Genomic DNA, 16,731 nt, shown 5'->3' with positions numbered 1-16,731 from the left:
CTACTAAAAAGATAAAAGTCAAAAAAAGGTAAATGCAGGCATCTGATTAGATTAATGATCGTTATGCTTCAGAAGATACTGGTAAACCTCTCTTCGCGAAACATTGTAGCGGCCGGAGACTTTGCGTGCAGCTTCCTTGAGCGGCATCCCTTCGGCCAAAGTCACGGCGGCATCCTGCCAGGATGTCTCTTCTTCATCCTCTTTTTCCATGGATTCATTCCAGCCTTCGACCAGAATGACATACTCGCCGCGGGGATCATTCTCGTTCATCCCGCTTCTGAGTTCCGCGAGAGTCCCTCGTTCAAATGTTTCGAATTTTTTCGTCAGTTCCCTCGCTGTTACCGCATTTCTGTCTCCGAGAGACTGAATGAGTACGTCCATGGTCTCTTTAATACGGTGAGGCGCTTCATAGAAAATGAGCGTCAGCGGCACTTTTGAAATGTCTGCCAGAAGCTTTTTACGTTTGGCCGTAATTTTAGGCAGAAACCCAATAAAAGCAAACTGACGGGCATCAAGTCCGGATGCAACAAGGGCTGTCAAAGCAGCATTGGGACCTGGAAGCGGGACAACGGGAATCCCCTCGTCCAGCGCCAGGCGGACTAAATCAGCTCCCGGATCGGATATGACAGGCATCCCCGCATCGCTGACCTGTGCAACGGAGTGTCCTTCCTTCAAAGCCTCAATCAGTTTGGGACCGGCTTCTTTTTTATTATGTTCATGATAGGATACCGGGTGTCCCTGTATCCCCAGATGTTCTAAAAGAATCCGTGTATGCCTTGTATCTTCAGCCGCTATGATATCTGCATTCTTCAGTATATCAACGGCACGATAGGTTATATCCTGCAGATTGCCGATTGGCGTCGGTACCAGATAAAGTGTCCCCTTCTCCACTTCACTCATGACTTTTCCTCCCATATATCTCACAGACTTCATCTGTGTAAGAACCATCATCATTATGAAGAAGAAGCGGCGGTTCTACGACAAGCTCTGCATGCCCTCCGTATCTCCATTCTATCAGGACCCTGACCGCCGTATGGCCCTTTCTTGCATAGACAAAGCGCATGCGCTTGGGCTCCATATGATACTTTCTTCCTATAGTGATAAGATCAGCCGTCCTGTCCGCTCTGTGTACCATAGCCAGACGTCCGCCGTATTTCAGAAGATACTGCGCTGTCTTGAATACGTCATCCATCGTCGCATTCATTTCATAACTGGCGCTGGCCACCCCGCTTTTGGCACTCATCCTTCCTGTCCCCACTTCCCGATAGGGAGGATTAGCCAGTACCAGAGAGAATTTTCCGGAATGGAACTGCCGGGAAGATTCCCTATAATCTCCTTCAATGACTTTGATCTGCGCTTCTTTATGATTTCCTTCTATATTTCTTCTCGCCAGATCCGCCATCACAGGATCCAGTTCAAAAGCCGCAATATGATTGCCGCCCAATGAAGAAACAAGCAGTGCGATAACACCGGTGCCTGTTCCAAGATCTGCGATGACATCATTTTTCTTAGGCTCTACATAGTGAGCCAGTAATACAGAATCTACAGAGAAGCAGAAATGATCCGGCCTCTGGATGAGCTTCATATCATCCCTGACTAAGTCGTCAAGTCTTTCTCCCTCATTCAATACCCATTCATCAGCCATTTTCAGCCTGCTCTACCTCGTCCCAGGGGAAAGTCTTTGTCTTCTGCCCCTCCAACTGCACTTTAACTGTATGTTTTTGTGTATTGACATAGAGAATCTGTCCCGCACCTTCTTCCGTAATCGCCTTCATGCCGACCCGGAACATTTTCTCGTTCCCTTTATCTCTATGGCAGCAGCCCTTCTTCTTGCATCCGTCATGTACATACTGGTCGTTTTCATAACGCAGGCAGCACATCAGGCGTCCGCATACACCAGATATTTTCGTCGGATTCAGGGAGAGCCCCTGATTCTTTGCCATCTTAATGGAAACCGGTGCAAAATCCCCCAGAAATGTTGCGCAGCATAAAGGTCTCCCGCAGGGGCCGATCCCGGACACCTGTTTAGCCTCATCCCTTACGCCTACCTGCCTCAGCTCAATTCTCGTATGGAACACAGACGCCAGCTCTTTGACAAGATCCCTGAAGTCGACTCGTCCATCCGACGTAAAGAAGAAAACGATCTTATTTCTGTCAAACGTATATTCAGCACGGAGAAGCTTCATAGGACACTTGAATTTCTCTATTTTCTTCAGACAGATTTCGTAAGCTGACTGCTCGCGCTCTTTGTTTCTTTCCAGCTGCGCCATATCTTTAATCGTAGCTTTGCGGATGACCGGTTTCTGCGGCATATCCTCTTCACTGACTTTATCAGGCATAAGGACAACATAACCGTATTCCAGTCCCCTGGATGTTTCGACAATAACTCCATCATCTATATGCAAATCAAGATTGTTGGAATCAAAGTAATATATTTTACCCGCAGGCTTAAATCTGACACCTATAACTTGATTCATTCTTTTCTGCCTCTCTGTATATTCTTCAATTGGATAAGAATCATATCCCAAATATTTTTTATATTAATATAATGCGTATATGCCAGCTCCGCATCGCGGAAAACTTCCATCACCTGCATGACTTTGCCATTCCACTTCCGGGAAACAGCCATCTCACGTCCCATGACTGACATGCACCTTGCCCGGTCCTGGTCACCGGTTTCCGCCAGCACGAGTATATCCCGCCCGACGAGGATGATCCAGCGAAGCATTTGATGAAATTCATCTCTGTCTTTCCATTTATGCCCGCTTAATGCAGAAAATGAACGGGGATTATCCGTAACGGTTTCCCAGAACGACATGGCTGCATCAGGTTGTGCATTATCTTTTTCACTGCAGATCTCCAAAGTAATGCCCGGGTTTCCTTCTGAAAGCTGGTAAAGTACATCAGGAGTCATATTCACCGGCACTGTATATTTGCTGCTTTCCCTTTGGAGAAGTGCAAGATATTCTTTCCTTCCAAGCGGCGTAAAGGCAAATTTCTCGCTTCTGGAAATAACTGTCGGAAGAATGGAATTCAGATCAGTAGAAATCAGAATAAAATAAACATTGCTTTGAGGCTCCTCAAAGGTTTTGAGCATAATATTTGCAGCAGCCGCTCTCATGAACTGGCATTCATCGATAATGCAGACATGAGCCTTTTCATCAAAGGACGCCATGCTTTCAAGAAATGTACGGAACTGCTCTACTTTCAATTCCATCTTTCCGGGGCGAAGATACCACAGCTGGTTTCCAGCCATCGGGAGCGTCATCTCTTCTCTGGCGGATGATATGTGCAATTCATCAAACTCTCCGGAAATCTTTTCAGATTCTCCTGTAAGAATTCCCGCCAGATCAAATGCTGCTGTTGTCTTGCCCAGCCCGTCATCCCCATATAGGATCAGGGTATGAGGAAACCTGTTGTTTTTCAGCAGGGATTTCCATTCCTTCTGAACTTTTTCCTGTCCATAAATATGCGGAAGAAAGAGTGACACCTGGTACCTCCATATACGCTGTTAGTTAAGTAATACACTTTAATTCTACCATGCATGAAGAATGACTGCAAAAGTTGGCACTTCCGCCAAAATGCATGTCAGATTCCGGATAATAAATCCGGGATTTCGAGTACGTTCTGCACGTAAGGAACGCCTTCTTTTTCAAAAAGGCTGGCAGTCTTATCTTTCTCTGCTCCGTACAGCACTCCTATGAACCTGAAGCCTGCAGCTCTGCTTCCCAGCAGGTCTGAGAAGGAATCCCCGCAGACATAAATCTCATCTTCGCTGCTGCGCATGTTCGTTCCTGCCATATATGCAGGATAATTTTCCTTATTTCTGCCGTAAGCAGCGCACAAATAGATAAAAGGATGCGGTTTATCAGGAACACTTCCTCCGTACATTTTTGATTCATCTACCGCATCAGATGCAGTCGCTAAATAGTTTGATTCAAACTCTTCATACCAGCCATAGGTTTTAAAAGGGACTTCCATTTCAATCCGGGCACGTCCTGTCGCAACCCCGAGCTCATAACCGCTTTCTTTTAATCTTTTAAACATATTCTTTATGCCAGAGGGCGGAGCAAGCGGTGTTTCCCTGTCCAGAAATCCCGGCTTTCCGCCGCTGTATGGCGCTTTATGGAGGTAACGGATATAATTATCATCCCCCAGGTACCATTCCTGAAAAGCTGACGTATGGATTTTCCAAAAGGGAGATCTCAATTCTGCCCATGCATCCGGATTGGCAAAAGACGGAGCCATTGCTGCTGCCAGTGTATGAATGACATCTTCTCCGTAAATTCCCTCCGGCACTGTCTCCTCCCATTTCTCTAATATCTTATCCGCAGGCGGGACAGGAATCCCCATCAATATTTTCCCTGTCTCCTGTACATCTTTCTCTGATTCCAGGCGGAATGCCACTTTTTCTCCGCCGGAGCGGGCAGAATAAACTTCCGCCATGACCCAGAAAATCGTAATCAGCGCAGCATGAACCATATCCCAGTTCGAGTTGATCCCTCTTGCCTTCAGCCAGGATATGAGCGTGCCATTTCCCCACACGCTTTTCCTGCATTCTGCAATGCGTCCTTCATTGACTGTGCCTGCAATAAAATTATCCTTTTCTGCCGGCATGCCCATATACTTTGGGCTGTATAAAATTTCCCAGACAGTCAGTGCCGCTATATCAAAATATCTTTCTTCACTAAGAAGTACGCCATCGACGTCAAATATGACTTTTTTCATTTTTCCTCCATGAAATGGAACATTTTCATAATTTACCCTTATTTTATCATATTCACATTCCATTAATGAATCAATGTACCAAAAGGTTTTCATTTCAGCAAAAGAAAAGAGCAGCCATATATGACTGCCCAGTCCTCTTAGTGGTTTTCTATAAATTTGTCTATTGCTTCTAATGCACGGTCAGCAATGTGCTGGTTCTTTTCTTTCTTGGGTACCCTTTTCTCCAGCTGCGGCATAAGCCCGAAATTTACATTCATCGGCTGGAAATTCTTGCCATCAAAGTGAGCGATGTAGTAGCAAAGAGAGCCAATGGCGGTTTCTCTCGGAAATGCTTCCGGTTCTTCACCGCGGAATCTTGCAGCTGCGCTGTAAGCGGCAACAATCCCTGATGCAGCGGATTCGACATACCCTTCGACGCCGGTCATTTGTCCTGCAAAGAAGAGCCCTTTCCTTTTTCTCGTTTCCATGGTTTCGTTCAAAAGATCGGGTGAATCGATGTATGTATTCCTGTGCATAACGCCATAACGGACAAATTCCGCATGCGATAAGCCAGGAATCATGCCAAAGACCCGCTTTTGTTCACCCCACTTCAGATGAGTCTGGAAGCCGACAATATTGTACATCGTATCGTCTTCATTGTGGTGCGGATTTGTTAATACAGACAAATAAATATCATAAAAAATCTAATCGTACTTTAATCTTAATCATGCAGCCATTGGAGCTGCGTTGAATACTTCCATTGGAGCTAAAAGATGTAATTTGCGCTGAATGCGTTTGTTGTTGTAGAAGTAGATGTAGCCGTTGATCATGCTTACCACTGCTTTACGGCTGGTGAATTTACGTGTGTAGTAACGTTCGCGCTTCAGCATTCCCCAGAACCCTTCCATCAGACCGTTGTCTGCACAGCAGCCTACACGGGACATGCTGTGAACCAGTCCTGCTTTTTCAACAATCTTATGGAATCCGTTGCTTGTATACTGGAATCCGCGGTCGGTATGAATCATTGGATGTTCTCCAGGATTCTCTTTAAGTGCCTTTTCCATTGTCTCAAAAGCCAGTGCAGTATTGTTCCTGTCGCCGATGACATAAGAGACAATCCGGCGATCATGGCCGTCAATAATCGCGCTTAAATATAACTTGTGCAAAACTCCATCAGCAGTTGTGTACTTGAATTCAGTGACATCCGTCATCCATCTTGCATTGGACACGCCGGCATCAAAGTCACGGTTCAGCAGGTTTTCAAAAATGTACTTTGGATCCTTTGCGTTACGAGTGCAACCATCGGTCTTGTACTTGATCACGGACTTAATATTAAGTATCCGCATGATACGAAGAACCAGACTGTCGCTTACATTTATATTGATGTTGTCATCCTTCTTGATCCAATCGTTAATCCGGCGGTATCCCATATCCGGATATTCCTGATGGGTTTTCATGACCTCCTGTGCGACCTTTTCTCTCAGCAGTTCACGGCCGCTCTTAATATGATTCAGCCATCCGTAATAAGCTGCCCGGGAGACCTTTGAGAGTCGGCAGAGACTTTCTATGGAGATGTTGGTTTCTTCATGGACTTCTTTTATGGCTTTAAAATCTCTGAGAAGGTGAGTAAGGCTGAATCCTTCGAGGAACGCAACCTTTCCTCTATCTCCATCTTTTTTTTTAGCAGGGCAATCTCTGCTATAAGATCCTTCTGTTCTTCAAGAAGTCTGGCATTCTCCTGACGCAGCTGTTCTTCTTCGGTCCGGGGTGTTTGGAGCCTGATCGGCTTTCCTCTGTAATCCTCAAGACCAACTTCGCCCATTTCCTTGAACTTTTTTACCCATGTGTAGAGCGTTTGGTAGGACATGTTGTACTTCTTGGCTATCTTGTTATAATCGCATCCACTGGCGATGCACTCCTGAACGATTCTGACTCGCTCTTCCTTGACCGATTGCTGGCGTTTGCCCATAAGATCTCCTCCTTCAGAAACGAGGTCTGTCAACTTATGCTCATTATACGCCTCAATCCATGTTTTAAGGGAGAGTGTGCCGGAAATTCTGTATTTGGCACAGACGGAAAGCATGGAAACACCGCCTTTAAGATATTCCTTTACGGCCTGGATCTTCATCTGATTGGAGTAGTAAGACAAATGCTGCCTGGGCCGCAATCCCTTAAAGCCCTCCTCTTTATACCGGAGGACCCATTTCCTGAATGTTATGCGGCTCATATGAAGATTTTCAGCTGCCTGGGTAATCGTAACACCCTGATAGAGATATGAAGCAATCTGGTCTAACATTTCCTCCGGGGACGCTTTGGTTTTACATGGCATAAGAATGACCTCCTAATATATTTATGATATTATTCTGTCTTTCTTGTTGAATCATACCATTGTCTCTTCGAAGCTGGACGACTGCATATGGAGTTTCCCCGGTTCTCGGATCAGGAAGCCCGACCGGTTTTAACGGGCCGAAGCGCATGGTATCTACTCCGCGCTGCGCCATGACTTCAATCGGCATGCATCCTTCAAAAACCTTCTTGTTTTCAAACCCATGGACCGGAGCCATTTCTGCATGACAGAGCGCTTCCTGGAATGCCGCATACTCTTCTTCATTCATAGGGCAGTTCAGATAAGCTGCTTCCCCTTTTCCGTAGCGTGACATCGCATAAACTACGTCCAGATCCAGTGATTCTTTCGTTACGATCGGGGCTGCTGCGTCATAGAAATGAAAGCCCTCTCCGCCGCAGAAATCTTCAATCGCTTCTGCCAGTTTTCCCTCTGTCAGAGGACCAGTAGCAATGATCGTAATGCCATCTTCCGGGATTTCAGTCACTTCTTTTTCCGTAAATGTAATCAGCGGATGGTTCTTTACGATTTCAGTCACGGCTTCTGCGTATCCCATGCGATCGACGGCCAAAGCTCCGCCAGCTGGTACAGAGTGATGATCGGCAGCATCCATGATGACTGAATGAAGGCGGCGCATCTCTTCCTTCAGCAGGCCTACTGCATTTGTCACGGAAGCGGCGCGAAGCGAATTACTGCAGACAAGTTCAGCAAAATAGCCGGTATGGTGCGCCGGTGTCTGCTTAAGAGGACGCATCTCTACCAATTCTACCGGGATTCCAAGTTCAGCAAGCTGAAACGCAGCCTCGCTGCCTGCAAGTCCGGCTCCTATTACGGTTACTTTATCAGTCAATTTATTTCTCCTGTCATGTTTCATCTTTCGATGTTGTTTTTCTCTTTGTCGTCCTTCTTCCTTTAGTGGTGCTCTTCTTGGGAGCTGTCGGACATTCCGGGTTCGAGCAGACAATCTTCTCTGTCCCGTCTCTGGATACCTTCTTGACCATGATTGATCCGCAGACTTTGCAGAACTGGTCTACCGGCTCGTTCCAGAGTGCCATATCACATGCCGGATACCTGCTGCATCCGTAGAAGGTACGCCCCCTCTTGGTTCTTCTCTGGATCATATGTCCTTCATGGCACTTCGGGCAGACGATGGAAGTATCAATGACAATGGCCTTATTCGCATTGCAGTTGGGACATTTCAAATACCTTCCATACGGTCCCATACGGTATACCATCAGTGTACCGCACTTATCGCAGTGGACATCAGAAACCTCTTCAGGCCCGTTGACCAGGCTGTACGGCTTGATGTTCTTGCAGTCCGGATAGTTCGGGCAGGCAAGATACTTTCCGTAGCGCCCGAACTTTACAATCATCTTTGCGCCGCATTTTTCGCAAACGACATCAGAGACCTCTGCCTCTTCCTTCTTGCTTTTGGCAGCTTCCACATTGGCTGCGTTCAGCTCCTCTGAAAAGACCTTGTAGAAGTCAGTGATGACTTTTGTATAAGTCGCATGGCCGTCAGCAATCTTATCCAGCCAGTTTTCAAGGTTGGCCGTAAAGTCTACATTGATGACTCCATCAAAATACTTTTTAAGAAGATCTGTTACCTTGAAACCGATTTCCGTTGGAACAAACTGCTTGCCTTCCTTTGTCACGTAGCGGCGTTTCTGTATGGTATCAAGGATCGGAGCGTACGTGGACGGGCGGCCGATTCCCTTTTCTTCAAGTACTTTGATCAGACTTGCTTCTGTATATCTTGGGGGTGGAGAAGTAAAATGCTGATTCCCGTCTGCTTTGACATTGAGGACAGAATCACCCTTTTTAAGCGGCGGAATAATTGCTGCTTCTTCTTCATCTTTCTTCTCGTCCTTAGCTGGCTGCATGATTGTAAAACCATCAAAGAGAATGTGCAGTCCGCTTGCCTTCAAAGTGAATTCACCGCACTGAAGGGTGACATTCGTGCTCTGGGCAATTTGCGGTGCCATTTGTGATGCAATGAAACGGTTCCAGATCAGTGTGTAAAGACGCAGCTGGTCTCTTTTCAGAACACCTTTCAATGCGGACGGCGGAAGTGCAAGACTTGTCGGTCTTATGGCTTCGTGGGCATCCTGTGCTTCTTTGGACTTGGCAAAAACATTCGGCTTTTCCGGCAGGTACTTATCTCCGTAAAGCCTTCCAATATATTCTCTGGCCTGCTTGACCATTTCATCGGAAATACGCGTGGAGTCCGTACGCATATAAGTGATCAGACCTACATGCCCCTGTTCAGGAAGCTCGATGCCTTCATAGAGTTCCTGCGCAAGAAGCATGGTTTTCTTGGATCCGAAGTTCAATTTATTGACAGCATCCCGCTGCATCGTGGACGTCGTATAAGGCGGCTTCGTCTTGCGCTGCTTCTTTGTCTTTGTTACGGAAACTACATCTGCATTCTTATTCCTGACGCCTGCTGCTGCTTTTTCTGCTTCTTCTTCATTGTGAAGCTCTGCAGGTTTTCCGCTGATCTGTGACAGCTTTGCGTTAAACGCATTCCCTTCCGGAGTCGTATAGACACATTCGATTGTCCAGTATTCTTCCTGTTTGAAGGCGCGTATTTCTTCCTCGCGTTCGCAGATCAGACGCGTTGCCACAGACTGCACTCGTCCTGCAGAAAGGCCGCGGTACACCTGTTTCCAGAGCCAGGGAGAAAGCTTGTAGCCGACCAGCCTGTCAAGGACGCGGCGTGCCTGCTGTGCATCGACACGGTTCAAATCGATCGGTCCCGGATGCTTAATGGCTTCTTTGATGGCAGGAGCCGTGATTTCATGGAACGCGATTCTTACATTATCTTCCGGATTCACATCAAGAAGCTTCGCTAAATGCCAGGAAATGGCTTCCCCTTCGCGATCAGGGTCCGTTGCCAGATAAATATCCCTGCAATGGTTTGCTTCCTTCTGGAGTGTCTTGATAACGTCTTCTTTGTCCTTGGAATTGACGTATTCAGGCTTGAAATTATCATCGATATCAACGCCAAGTGTCTTTTGCGGCAGATCTCTCAAATGCCCCTTCGAAGCAAGGACCTTGTAATCCGGTCCGAGAATTTTCTCTATGGTTTTTGCTTTAGCCGGAGATTCTACGACAACAAGATGCTTTCCCTTGGGATTTGGTTTACGTTTAAAAGATGGTTCAGCAGGAGCCTTTGTTCTTGTCTTGCGTTTGCTTCCTATTGTGATTGTTCTTGTAATTGGCAAAATCTTCCTCCACTTACTTAATTAAAGTACAAGTTCTTTCATCTTTCAGATCTATGAACAAGAATGATACATGATTTAAATACTTTTATCAATTCTTTTATTATACACTTTCAGAACAGTTTCTAAAAAGAATAAAATCGAACTGCTCTAAAATGATGCGAAGATCCGCCGATTTAAAGGGCTGATGAAAGAATGTTACAATCCTGTTTTTATTATATATCTGCCCTGTTCAGTCTCCTGGATATATCCTTTCAGCTGGAGCTGGAGCAAAATCATAGTCAATTTTACCACAGAAAATCCAGAATGCTGCAATATATCTTCAGAATTGACTTCTCCTTCAGTCTGGCAGAAATGGAATACATACTCCTCTTCAATCGTTAAAGGCTCCAAGTACTTGCTCTCAGGCTTCCCTTTTTCTTCCTTCCAATTGTATTCAGAAAGTACATCTTCTGCCGAGGTGCAGCATATAGCGCCATTCCTGATCAATTGATTGGTTCCTTTGCAGGAATCTATCCAGATGCTTCCCGGTACGGAGAAGACATCCCTTCCTTCTTCCAATGCGAAATCAGAAGTAATCAATGAACCGCTGCGCTCAGCAGCCTCCACTACGATAACTCCCCGGCTCATTCCGGCAATAATCCTGTTTCTGGCGGGAAACTGCCGTCCAAGAGGCGGCGTTCCCGGCGGGTATTCAGAAAGCAGCGTACCTCCGTTATCAATGACCTGCTGGAACAAATTCCTGTTTTCCGGCGGATAGACTTTATCAAGTCCGCATGCCATCACGACAACCGTACTCCCTTTTTCCTGCAAGACGCCGCTGTGCGCAGCACTGTCAATCCCTCTTGCCCCGCCAGAGACAACTGTAACGCCTTCCTTTGAAAGGACTCTGGCAAATTGTCCGGCTGTTTCTATTCCGTATGCGGTTGCCTTTCTCGATCCCACAATCCCTATCGTCTTTTCAAAAACCGGAGAATTTCCCATATAATAGAGCACGGCCGGCGGGTTGGACGTTTCTGCCAGAAGAGAAGGGTACGTGCTGTCTTCCCATGTACACCAGCGGATTCCAAGTCCCAGCAGTTTTTTCTCCAGTTTTTCCAGATCCGTTTCGCGCCTGTACTTAAGGAAGGCCTTTTCTCTGGCAGGAGTCAACACATGAAGATCGATGATATCTTTTTCAGAGGCATCCCATACATCTTCAGGCGTGTTGAAGTGGTCAATCAGTTCCCTGATATTTTTGGCACCTAATCCCGGACATCCGGGAAGAGCAGCAGCATAAATATCCATAATCACCTCTGCGGAATCATATTCCTGTAACTTATCGCTTCAGCAACATGCTTGGCAAGAATCTGCGGCTGCCCGTCAAGATCGGCAATCGTACGGGAAACTTTGATAATCCTGTCGTAGCTCCTGGCAGACAGGTGCAGCTTTTCGAATATTTCATGAAGCAGTTCAGTGCCTTCCTTATCAAGCTGGCAGGTTTCCTTCAGCTGCCTATGCCCCATCTGTGCATTGTTCTGCATATGCCATTTGGACAGTCTTGATGTTTGGATGGCTCTGGCCGCGGAGACACGGGCCGCAATTTCGGCAGAGGACTCTCCCTTTGTCGTTGCAATGAGCTCTTTATACTTAGGGCGCTGTACCGTTACATGAAGATCGATTCTGTCAAGCAGCGGGCCCGATATCTTTCTCCCGTAGCTCCTGATTTCCCCATCCGTGCAGGTACACTGATGCTGCGGATCCCCAAGATACCCACAGGGACAGGGGTTCATGGCCGCAATCAGAATGAAATCAGAGGGATAGACAAAGGATGCATTCACTCTTGAAATATGCACTTCCCGGTCCTCAAGCGGCTGTCTTAAAACCTCCAGGACAGAACGCGGAAATTCAGGAAGTTCATCAAGAAACAGGACGCCCCTGTGCGAAAGAGTTACTTCGCCCGGACGTGGAATTGTTCCCCCTCCGATCAGTCCTGCCATGGAAATCGTATGATGCGGGCTTCTGAATGGTCTTTCCCTGATAATGTCATCCGCCTTATACAGTCCGGCCACGCTATAAATCTTCGTTACTTCGAGTGCTTCTTCCCTCGTCATGGGAGGAAGAATGGTCGTAATCCTTCTGGCAAGCATCGTCTTGCCCGATCCCGGTGCACCTGTCATCAGAACATTATGGGCACCTGCGGCCGCAATCTCAAGCGCGCGTTTAGCGATGACCTGGCCCTGCACTTCAGAAAAATCAACATCACTGGCTCTTACCCCCGTATCTTCTTTTCTCACTGCCTGAGGGAGATCTCTTTCTCCAACCAGAAATTCAACCAGTTCCCGCAGCGTCTTCGGACCATACACTTCAATATCATCACAGAGCAACGCTTCGTTCGTCACTTCAGGTGCCATGAAATATCTGGTTATCCCTGCGGCCTTGCCGGTCAATACCATGGAAAGTACACCGGGAACAGGCCTTATTTCCCCCTGAAGAGAAAGTTCCCCGATGAAAATCATGTTTTTCAAACGATCCAGCGGAATGCCCCCGTTGGCAGCCAAAAGTCCGATCGCAATCGGAAGGTCAAGCCCCGAGCTGTCCTTTTTCAAGTCTGCCGGTGCCAGATTGACAATGACTTTATTTCCAGGAAAGCGGTACCCGGAATTTCTGATTGCCGAATTGACCCTTTCCTTAGATTCTTTGACAGATGCAGCCGGAAGTCCGACTATTTCCAATGCTTCCGCCGCTCTCCTGATATCTACTTCCACACCGATTACATGCCCATTGAGCCCATACGTTGTCGTTCCTAAGACTTCTGCATACATAATTGTCTCCCTCAACAATTAAATTTCCATACCAAGTTCTAGAATGCGTTTCGAGTATGCCTGTACCGGACTGCTCTTCCTGCTGAAGCCAGTACCTCCACAACATCAAATCTTACACTTTGATCACTGATACGATGTGATGACAGATATAAGTTTGCGCAATAGCGGATATGCTTTTGCTTATATTTGTTAACCGCCTCAATCGGATCACCATATTTTCTGTTATGCCTGCTTTTCACCTCTATAAAAACAATAACATCTCCATCCATCATAATTAAATCTATTTCGCCATGTGTCCGCTTAAAATTGCGTTCCAGAAATTTGTACCCTTTTTTCTCCAGATACACCTTGGCTAAAGTTTCACCTTCCCGGCCAAAAGTTGTCGTTCCCATGAGTCCTCCATGACATGAAAATACAATATTTGCAATTTTATGACCGCGTAAGAACAAGCGCAGGGGAGCAGGAAGAATCGCATGCTCTGTTATACTTATTTTAAATTTATATACCGTCCTGTATATAACGAACATACTTTATCTTTCATTTTAAATTCCCATTTGGATAATAGTCAATGCCAAAGTATAAAAATTCTGTAAAGAAGGATGACACGGCAAATAAAACGATTGAAGGAGATTTATCCTTTTTGAAAAACAAAAAAACGGCACCAATAAGGTGCCGTTCTTCTATAATACGATTAACGATCAGCAAGATGAGCGTCGAACATGTAGAGCAGTCCATCGCAGTCTTTTGCTTTTTCGAAGCCTGCAACATTGTCTCTGGCGTTGACTTCTTCTTCAACCTGTTCTGTCAGATACCACTGCAGGAATACTTCTGTTTCCAGATCCCCTTCTTCGCGGGCAAGTTTGAAAATGCTGCGGATGGAAGCAGATACTGCTTCTTCATGTGCAAGAGAATCTTTAGCAACATCAAGAGGATTGGTGTAGTGTTTCTTTACGCCGGCAATATCGGTGAAATCAACAACGCCGTCTCTGTCTTCAATGTAGCCGATCAGTTTCAGTGCATGTGTTCTTTCTTCTTCATACTGTTTGTCGAGCCATTTAGCATAGCCGTTCAGAGCCAGGTTTTTCATGTCATGAGACATGGAGCGGTACAGATAGCCAGATGCGAATTCCATGTTGACCTGTGCAACAAGGGCCTTCAGAAGCTTTTCAGATAATTTCATAAGGCATTCTCCTTTGTATCCAATAACCAATGGTAAGACTCATTATCGAGCCTTATAGATATATATATTATAACGCCGGACGCTGAAAGTGTAAAGAGAAAATACGCTTATTCATTTATAAATATCTATAGTTTATAAACTATTTTATCATTCTCACAGCATCCTGAATAAACCCCTTTGCAGGTACCGGCTACGCTTTTGCAGCTTCCTCCATCGCCTTGCGGGATGCTGCAATGGAGCGTTCGATATCTTCATCGGTATGTGCCCAGGACATGAACAATGTTTCGAACGGGGACGGTGCCAGGTAAACATGCTGGTCAAGCATGGAAAGGAACCATGCCTTGAACTGATCTGCATTTGCTTCACAGGAGTCCTGATAATTAAGGACATCCTTTTCGGAGAAGAAAATACCGAACATGGACCCGGACTGATGGCAGATGAGAGGAACGCCTGCCTTGTCTGCAGATTCCTTCCATCCTTCCAGAAGAGCACGTGTCTTTTCGGCCAGCATCTTGTCGAGATCCGGAATGTTCATCATCTGCCTGATTGTTTCAATCCCTGCTGTGACAGCGAGTGGATTGCCGGACAGGGTTCCTGCCTGATAAACAGATCCGTCCGGAGCAATGCAGGCCATGATTTCCTTCCTGCCACCATAAGCAGCAGCCGGAAGGCCCCCACCGATGATCTTTCCAAGGCAGGTCATATCCGGATGGATATGATAGAAGCTCTGCGCTCCGTCTGATGAAGTGCGGAACCCGCACATGACTTCGTCAAAAATCAGGACTGTGCCATGTTTTGCCGTCTCTTCTCTCAGTGCTTCCAGGAAACCGGGAACCGGCAGTACACATCCCATATTTCCTGCTACCGGTTCAACAATGACAGCTGCAATCTCGTCACCTTCAGCATCCATTATGGCTTTAAACGCCGGGATATCATTGTATGGCGTAACGAGGGTATCTTGGGCAGTCCCCTTTGTAACGCCTGCACTGTCAGGCTTTCCGAAGGTAGCTGCACCGGAACCTGCCTTTACAAGAAGGCTGTCTCCATGTCCGTGGTAGCATCCCTCGAACTTGAGGATCTTATCTCTTCCCGTGTAGCCTCTTGCTGCCCTTAAGGCGCTCATGGTTGCCTCCGTTCCGGAATTGACCATTCTCATTTTTTCAATGGAAGGATATACGGAATGAATCAATTCTGCAATTTCAGTTTCCTTAAGTGTCGGTGCGCCATAACTGGTGCTCTTCTCCGCTGCCTTGCAGATAGCAGAAATGACAGCCGGATGAGCGTGGCCAAGAATCATCGGACCCCAGGATCCGACATAATCTATATATGTATTTCCATCGATATCTGTAATATGGGATCCTTTAGCGCTTGCAATGAAGGGAGGCGGGCAGCCCATATGCGGATAAGATCTGACCGGGCTGTTTACGCCGCCAGGCATAAACTTCCTTGCTTCTTCAAATGCAGCCTTGGATTTCTGAAGGTCAATCATCTTCCGGATTCCTCCTTGAGCCATTTTGCTACATCCGGAGCATGATAGGAAATGATGATATCCGATCCTGCGCGTTTCATGCTGAGGAGTGATTCCATAACGATTCTCTTCTCATCAATCCAGCCCTTGGCTGCGGCAGCCTTCACCATGGCATATTCGCCGGATACATTGTACACAGCAACCGGTCTGTCTACGCGGTCGCGAACCTGACGGACGATATCAAGATATGCGAGTGCAGGTTTTACCATGATAATATCTGCGCCTTCTTCCATATCCAAATCCACTTCCTTCATCGCTTCCCTGCTGTTTGCCGGATCCATCTGGTATCCTCTTCTGTCACCGAACTGCGGTGCAGAATCAGCAGCATCACGGAAGGGGCCATAATAGCCGGATGCATATTTAACAGCGTAAGACATGATGATTACATTCTGGAGATCGTTCTTGTCCAGTGTTTCACGAATGGTCGCAATACGTCCGTCCATCATATCGGAAGGTGCTACAATATCAGCACCTGCTTCTGCCTGGGAAAGAGCAACTTTCGCAATCAGTTCCAGTGTCGGGTCATTGTCTACTTCATGTCCTTTAAGAACTCCGCAGTGGCCGCTTAATGTGTACTGGCAAAGGCAGACATCCCCAACGATAACAAGATCCGGGACAGCCGCCTTGATAGCTTTGATTGCGCGCTGTACAGGGCTTGTCATGTCCCATGCAGAAGAACCGATTTCATCCTTATATTCAGGAAGACCGAATACTTCAACGGCCGGAATTCCGAGTTTATAGACTTCTTCAGCCATTTTGACTGCATTGTCTACGGACAGATGATACTGTCCGGGCATGCTTGGAATTTCTTCCTTAACATTCGTACCGGGAACAACGAAAATCGGATATACGAAATCATTGATTTCCAGAGAATTTTCTCTGACCATGCTGCGAATTGCATTTGTTCTTCTCAAACGACGCGGACGAAGTGTATTTAATTTCAT

Annotated in this window: 14 protein-coding genes and 2 pseudogenes; all 16 read right to left on the bottom strand. The window is 46.5% G+C overall.

Annotated elements, in window-relative coordinates; genetic code table 11:
• Nucleotides 1-51 precede the first annotated feature (51 nt).
• Entirely contained in the window at nucleotides 52-900 is an 849-nt protein-coding gene (gene rsmI, locus OIM03_05610) for a 16S rRNA (cytidine(1402)-2'-O)-methyltransferase (GenBank protein HJI73750.1), read from the bottom strand.
• The gene (locus OIM03_05605; GenBank protein HJI73749.1) at nucleotides 893-1,645 is read right to left on the bottom strand and encodes a tRNA1(Val) (adenine(37)-N6)-methyltransferase; all 753 of its coding nucleotides are present in this window, start codon (nucleotides 1,643-1,645) and stop codon (nucleotides 893-895) included. The genes rsmI and OIM03_05605 overlap by 8 nt, the downstream gene beginning before the upstream one ends.
• Nucleotides 1,638-2,477 (bottom strand): stage 0 sporulation family protein, encoded by an 840-nt coding sequence (locus OIM03_05600; GenBank protein ID HJI73748.1) that lies wholly within the window; start codon nucleotides 2,475-2,477, stop codon nucleotides 1,638-1,640. The genes OIM03_05605 and OIM03_05600 overlap by 8 nt, the downstream gene beginning before the upstream one ends.
• Nucleotides 2,474-3,490: an AAA family ATPase gene (locus OIM03_05595; protein ID HJI73747.1), complete on the bottom strand. Its 1,017-nt coding sequence runs from the start codon at nucleotides 3,488-3,490 to the stop codon at nucleotides 2,474-2,476. Before OIM03_05595 ends, OIM03_05600 begins: the two co-directional genes overlap by 4 nt.
• 98 nt (nucleotides 3,491-3,588) lie before the next feature.
• Nucleotides 3,589-4,728, bottom strand: coding sequence for an HAD hydrolase-like protein (locus tag OIM03_05590; GenBank protein ID HJI73746.1), 1,140 nt, complete (start codon nucleotides 4,726-4,728; stop codon nucleotides 3,589-3,591).
• Nucleotides 4,729-4,865: 137 nt separating this feature from the next.
• Nucleotides 4,866-5,366: pseudogene (locus tag OIM03_05585) on the bottom strand (FAD-dependent oxidoreductase).
• A 66-nt stretch (nucleotides 5,367-5,432) separates the two neighbouring features.
• Nucleotides 5,433-6,275: an IS3 family transposase gene (locus OIM03_05580; GenBank protein ID HJI73745.1), complete on the bottom strand. Its 843-nt coding sequence runs from the start codon at nucleotides 6,273-6,275 to the stop codon at nucleotides 5,433-5,435.
• Nucleotides 6,276-6,304: 29 nt separating this feature from the next.
• Nucleotides 6,305-7,003 (bottom strand): helix-turn-helix domain-containing protein, encoded by a 699-nt coding sequence (locus OIM03_05575; GenBank protein ID HJI73744.1) that lies wholly within the window; start codon nucleotides 7,001-7,003, stop codon nucleotides 6,305-6,307.
• Between the two features lie 91 nt (nucleotides 7,004-7,094).
• A pseudogene (trmFO, locus tag OIM03_05570) lies at nucleotides 7,095-7,925 on the bottom strand (methylenetetrahydrofolate--tRNA-(uracil(54)-C(5))-methyltransferase (FADH(2)-oxidizing) TrmFO).
• Nucleotides 7,915-10,278: a type I DNA topoisomerase gene (gene topA / locus OIM03_05565; GenBank protein ID HJI73743.1), complete on the bottom strand. Its 2,364-nt coding sequence runs from the start codon at nucleotides 10,276-10,278 to the stop codon at nucleotides 7,915-7,917. The pseudogene trmFO and the gene topA overlap by 11 nt, the downstream one beginning before the upstream one ends.
• A gap of 195 nt (nucleotides 10,279-10,473) precedes the next feature.
• A complete protein-coding gene (gene dprA, locus OIM03_05560; protein HJI73742.1) occupies nucleotides 10,474-11,562 on the bottom strand; it encodes a DNA-processing protein DprA in 1,089 nt (362 codons plus the stop codon).
• Nucleotides 11,563-11,564: 2 nt separating this feature from the next.
• Nucleotides 11,565-13,079 (bottom strand): YifB family Mg chelatase-like AAA ATPase, encoded by a 1,515-nt coding sequence (locus OIM03_05555; GenBank protein ID HJI73741.1) that lies wholly within the window; start codon nucleotides 13,077-13,079, stop codon nucleotides 11,565-11,567.
• A gap of 38 nt (nucleotides 13,080-13,117) precedes the next feature.
• Nucleotides 13,118-13,471: a YraN family protein gene (locus OIM03_05550; protein ID HJI73740.1), complete on the bottom strand. Its 354-nt coding sequence runs from the start codon at nucleotides 13,469-13,471 to the stop codon at nucleotides 13,118-13,120.
• Between the two features lie 299 nt (nucleotides 13,472-13,770).
• Nucleotides 13,771-14,259: a ferritin gene (locus tag OIM03_05545; GenBank protein HJI73739.1), complete on the bottom strand. Its 489-nt coding sequence runs from the start codon at nucleotides 14,257-14,259 to the stop codon at nucleotides 13,771-13,773.
• Nucleotides 14,260-14,449: 190 nt separating this feature from the next.
• Nucleotides 14,450-15,748 (bottom strand): glutamate-1-semialdehyde 2,1-aminomutase, encoded by a 1,299-nt coding sequence (gene hemL, locus OIM03_05540; GenBank protein ID HJI73738.1) that lies wholly within the window; start codon nucleotides 15,746-15,748, stop codon nucleotides 14,450-14,452.
• Nucleotides 15,745-16,731 (bottom strand): porphobilinogen synthase, encoded by a 987-nt coding sequence (gene hemB, locus OIM03_05535; GenBank protein ID HJI73737.1) that lies wholly within the window; start codon nucleotides 16,729-16,731, stop codon nucleotides 15,745-15,747. Before hemB ends, hemL begins: the two co-directional genes overlap by 4 nt.

Source organism: Veillonellaceae bacterium (assembly GCA_025992895.1).
In the GTDB taxonomy this organism is placed as follows: domain Bacteria; phylum Bacillota; class Negativicutes; order Veillonellales; family Dialisteraceae; genus Dialister.
Note: the sequence above shows the minus strand (reverse complement) of the source record. Positions and strands in the feature narration are given on the sequence as shown.

Excerpts from the sequence above, each read along its gene's own strand:
- rsmI (HJI73750.1), bottom strand. The coding sequence starts at position 900 with ATGAGTGAAGTGGAGAAGGGGACACTTTATCTGGTACCGACGCCAATC.
- OIM03_05605 (HJI73749.1), bottom strand. The coding sequence starts at position 1,645 with ATGGCTGATGAATGGGTATTGAATGAGGGAGAAAGACTTGACGACTTA.
- OIM03_05600 (HJI73748.1), bottom strand. The coding sequence starts at position 2,477 with ATGAATCAAGTTATAGGTGTCAGATTTAAGCCTGCGGGTAAAATATAT.
- OIM03_05590 (HJI73746.1), bottom strand. The coding sequence starts at position 4,728 with ATGAAAAAAGTCATATTTGACGTCGATGGCGTACTTCTTAGTGAAGAA.
- OIM03_05575 (HJI73744.1), bottom strand. The coding sequence starts at position 7,003 with ATGTTAGACCAGATTGCTTCATATCTCTATCAGGGTGTTACGATTACC.
- dprA (HJI73742.1), bottom strand. The coding sequence starts at position 11,562 with ATGGATATTTATGCTGCTGCTCTTCCCGGATGTCCGGGATTAGGTGCC.
- OIM03_05555 (HJI73741.1), bottom strand. The coding sequence starts at position 13,079 with ATGTATGCAGAAGTCTTAGGAACGACAACGTATGGGCTCAATGGGCAT.
- OIM03_05550 (HJI73740.1), bottom strand. The coding sequence starts at position 13,471 with ATGGGAACGACAACTTTTGGCCGGGAAGGTGAAACTTTAGCCAAGGTG.
- OIM03_05545 (HJI73739.1), bottom strand. The coding sequence starts at position 14,259 with ATGAAATTATCTGAAAAGCTTCTGAAGGCCCTTGTTGCACAGGTCAAC.
- hemL (HJI73738.1), bottom strand. The coding sequence starts at position 15,748 with ATGATTGACCTTCAGAAATCCAAGGCTGCATTTGAAGAAGCAAGGAAG.
- hemB (HJI73737.1), bottom strand. The coding sequence starts at position 16,731 with ATGAAATTAAATACACTTCGTCCGCGTCGTTTGAGAAGAACAAATGCA.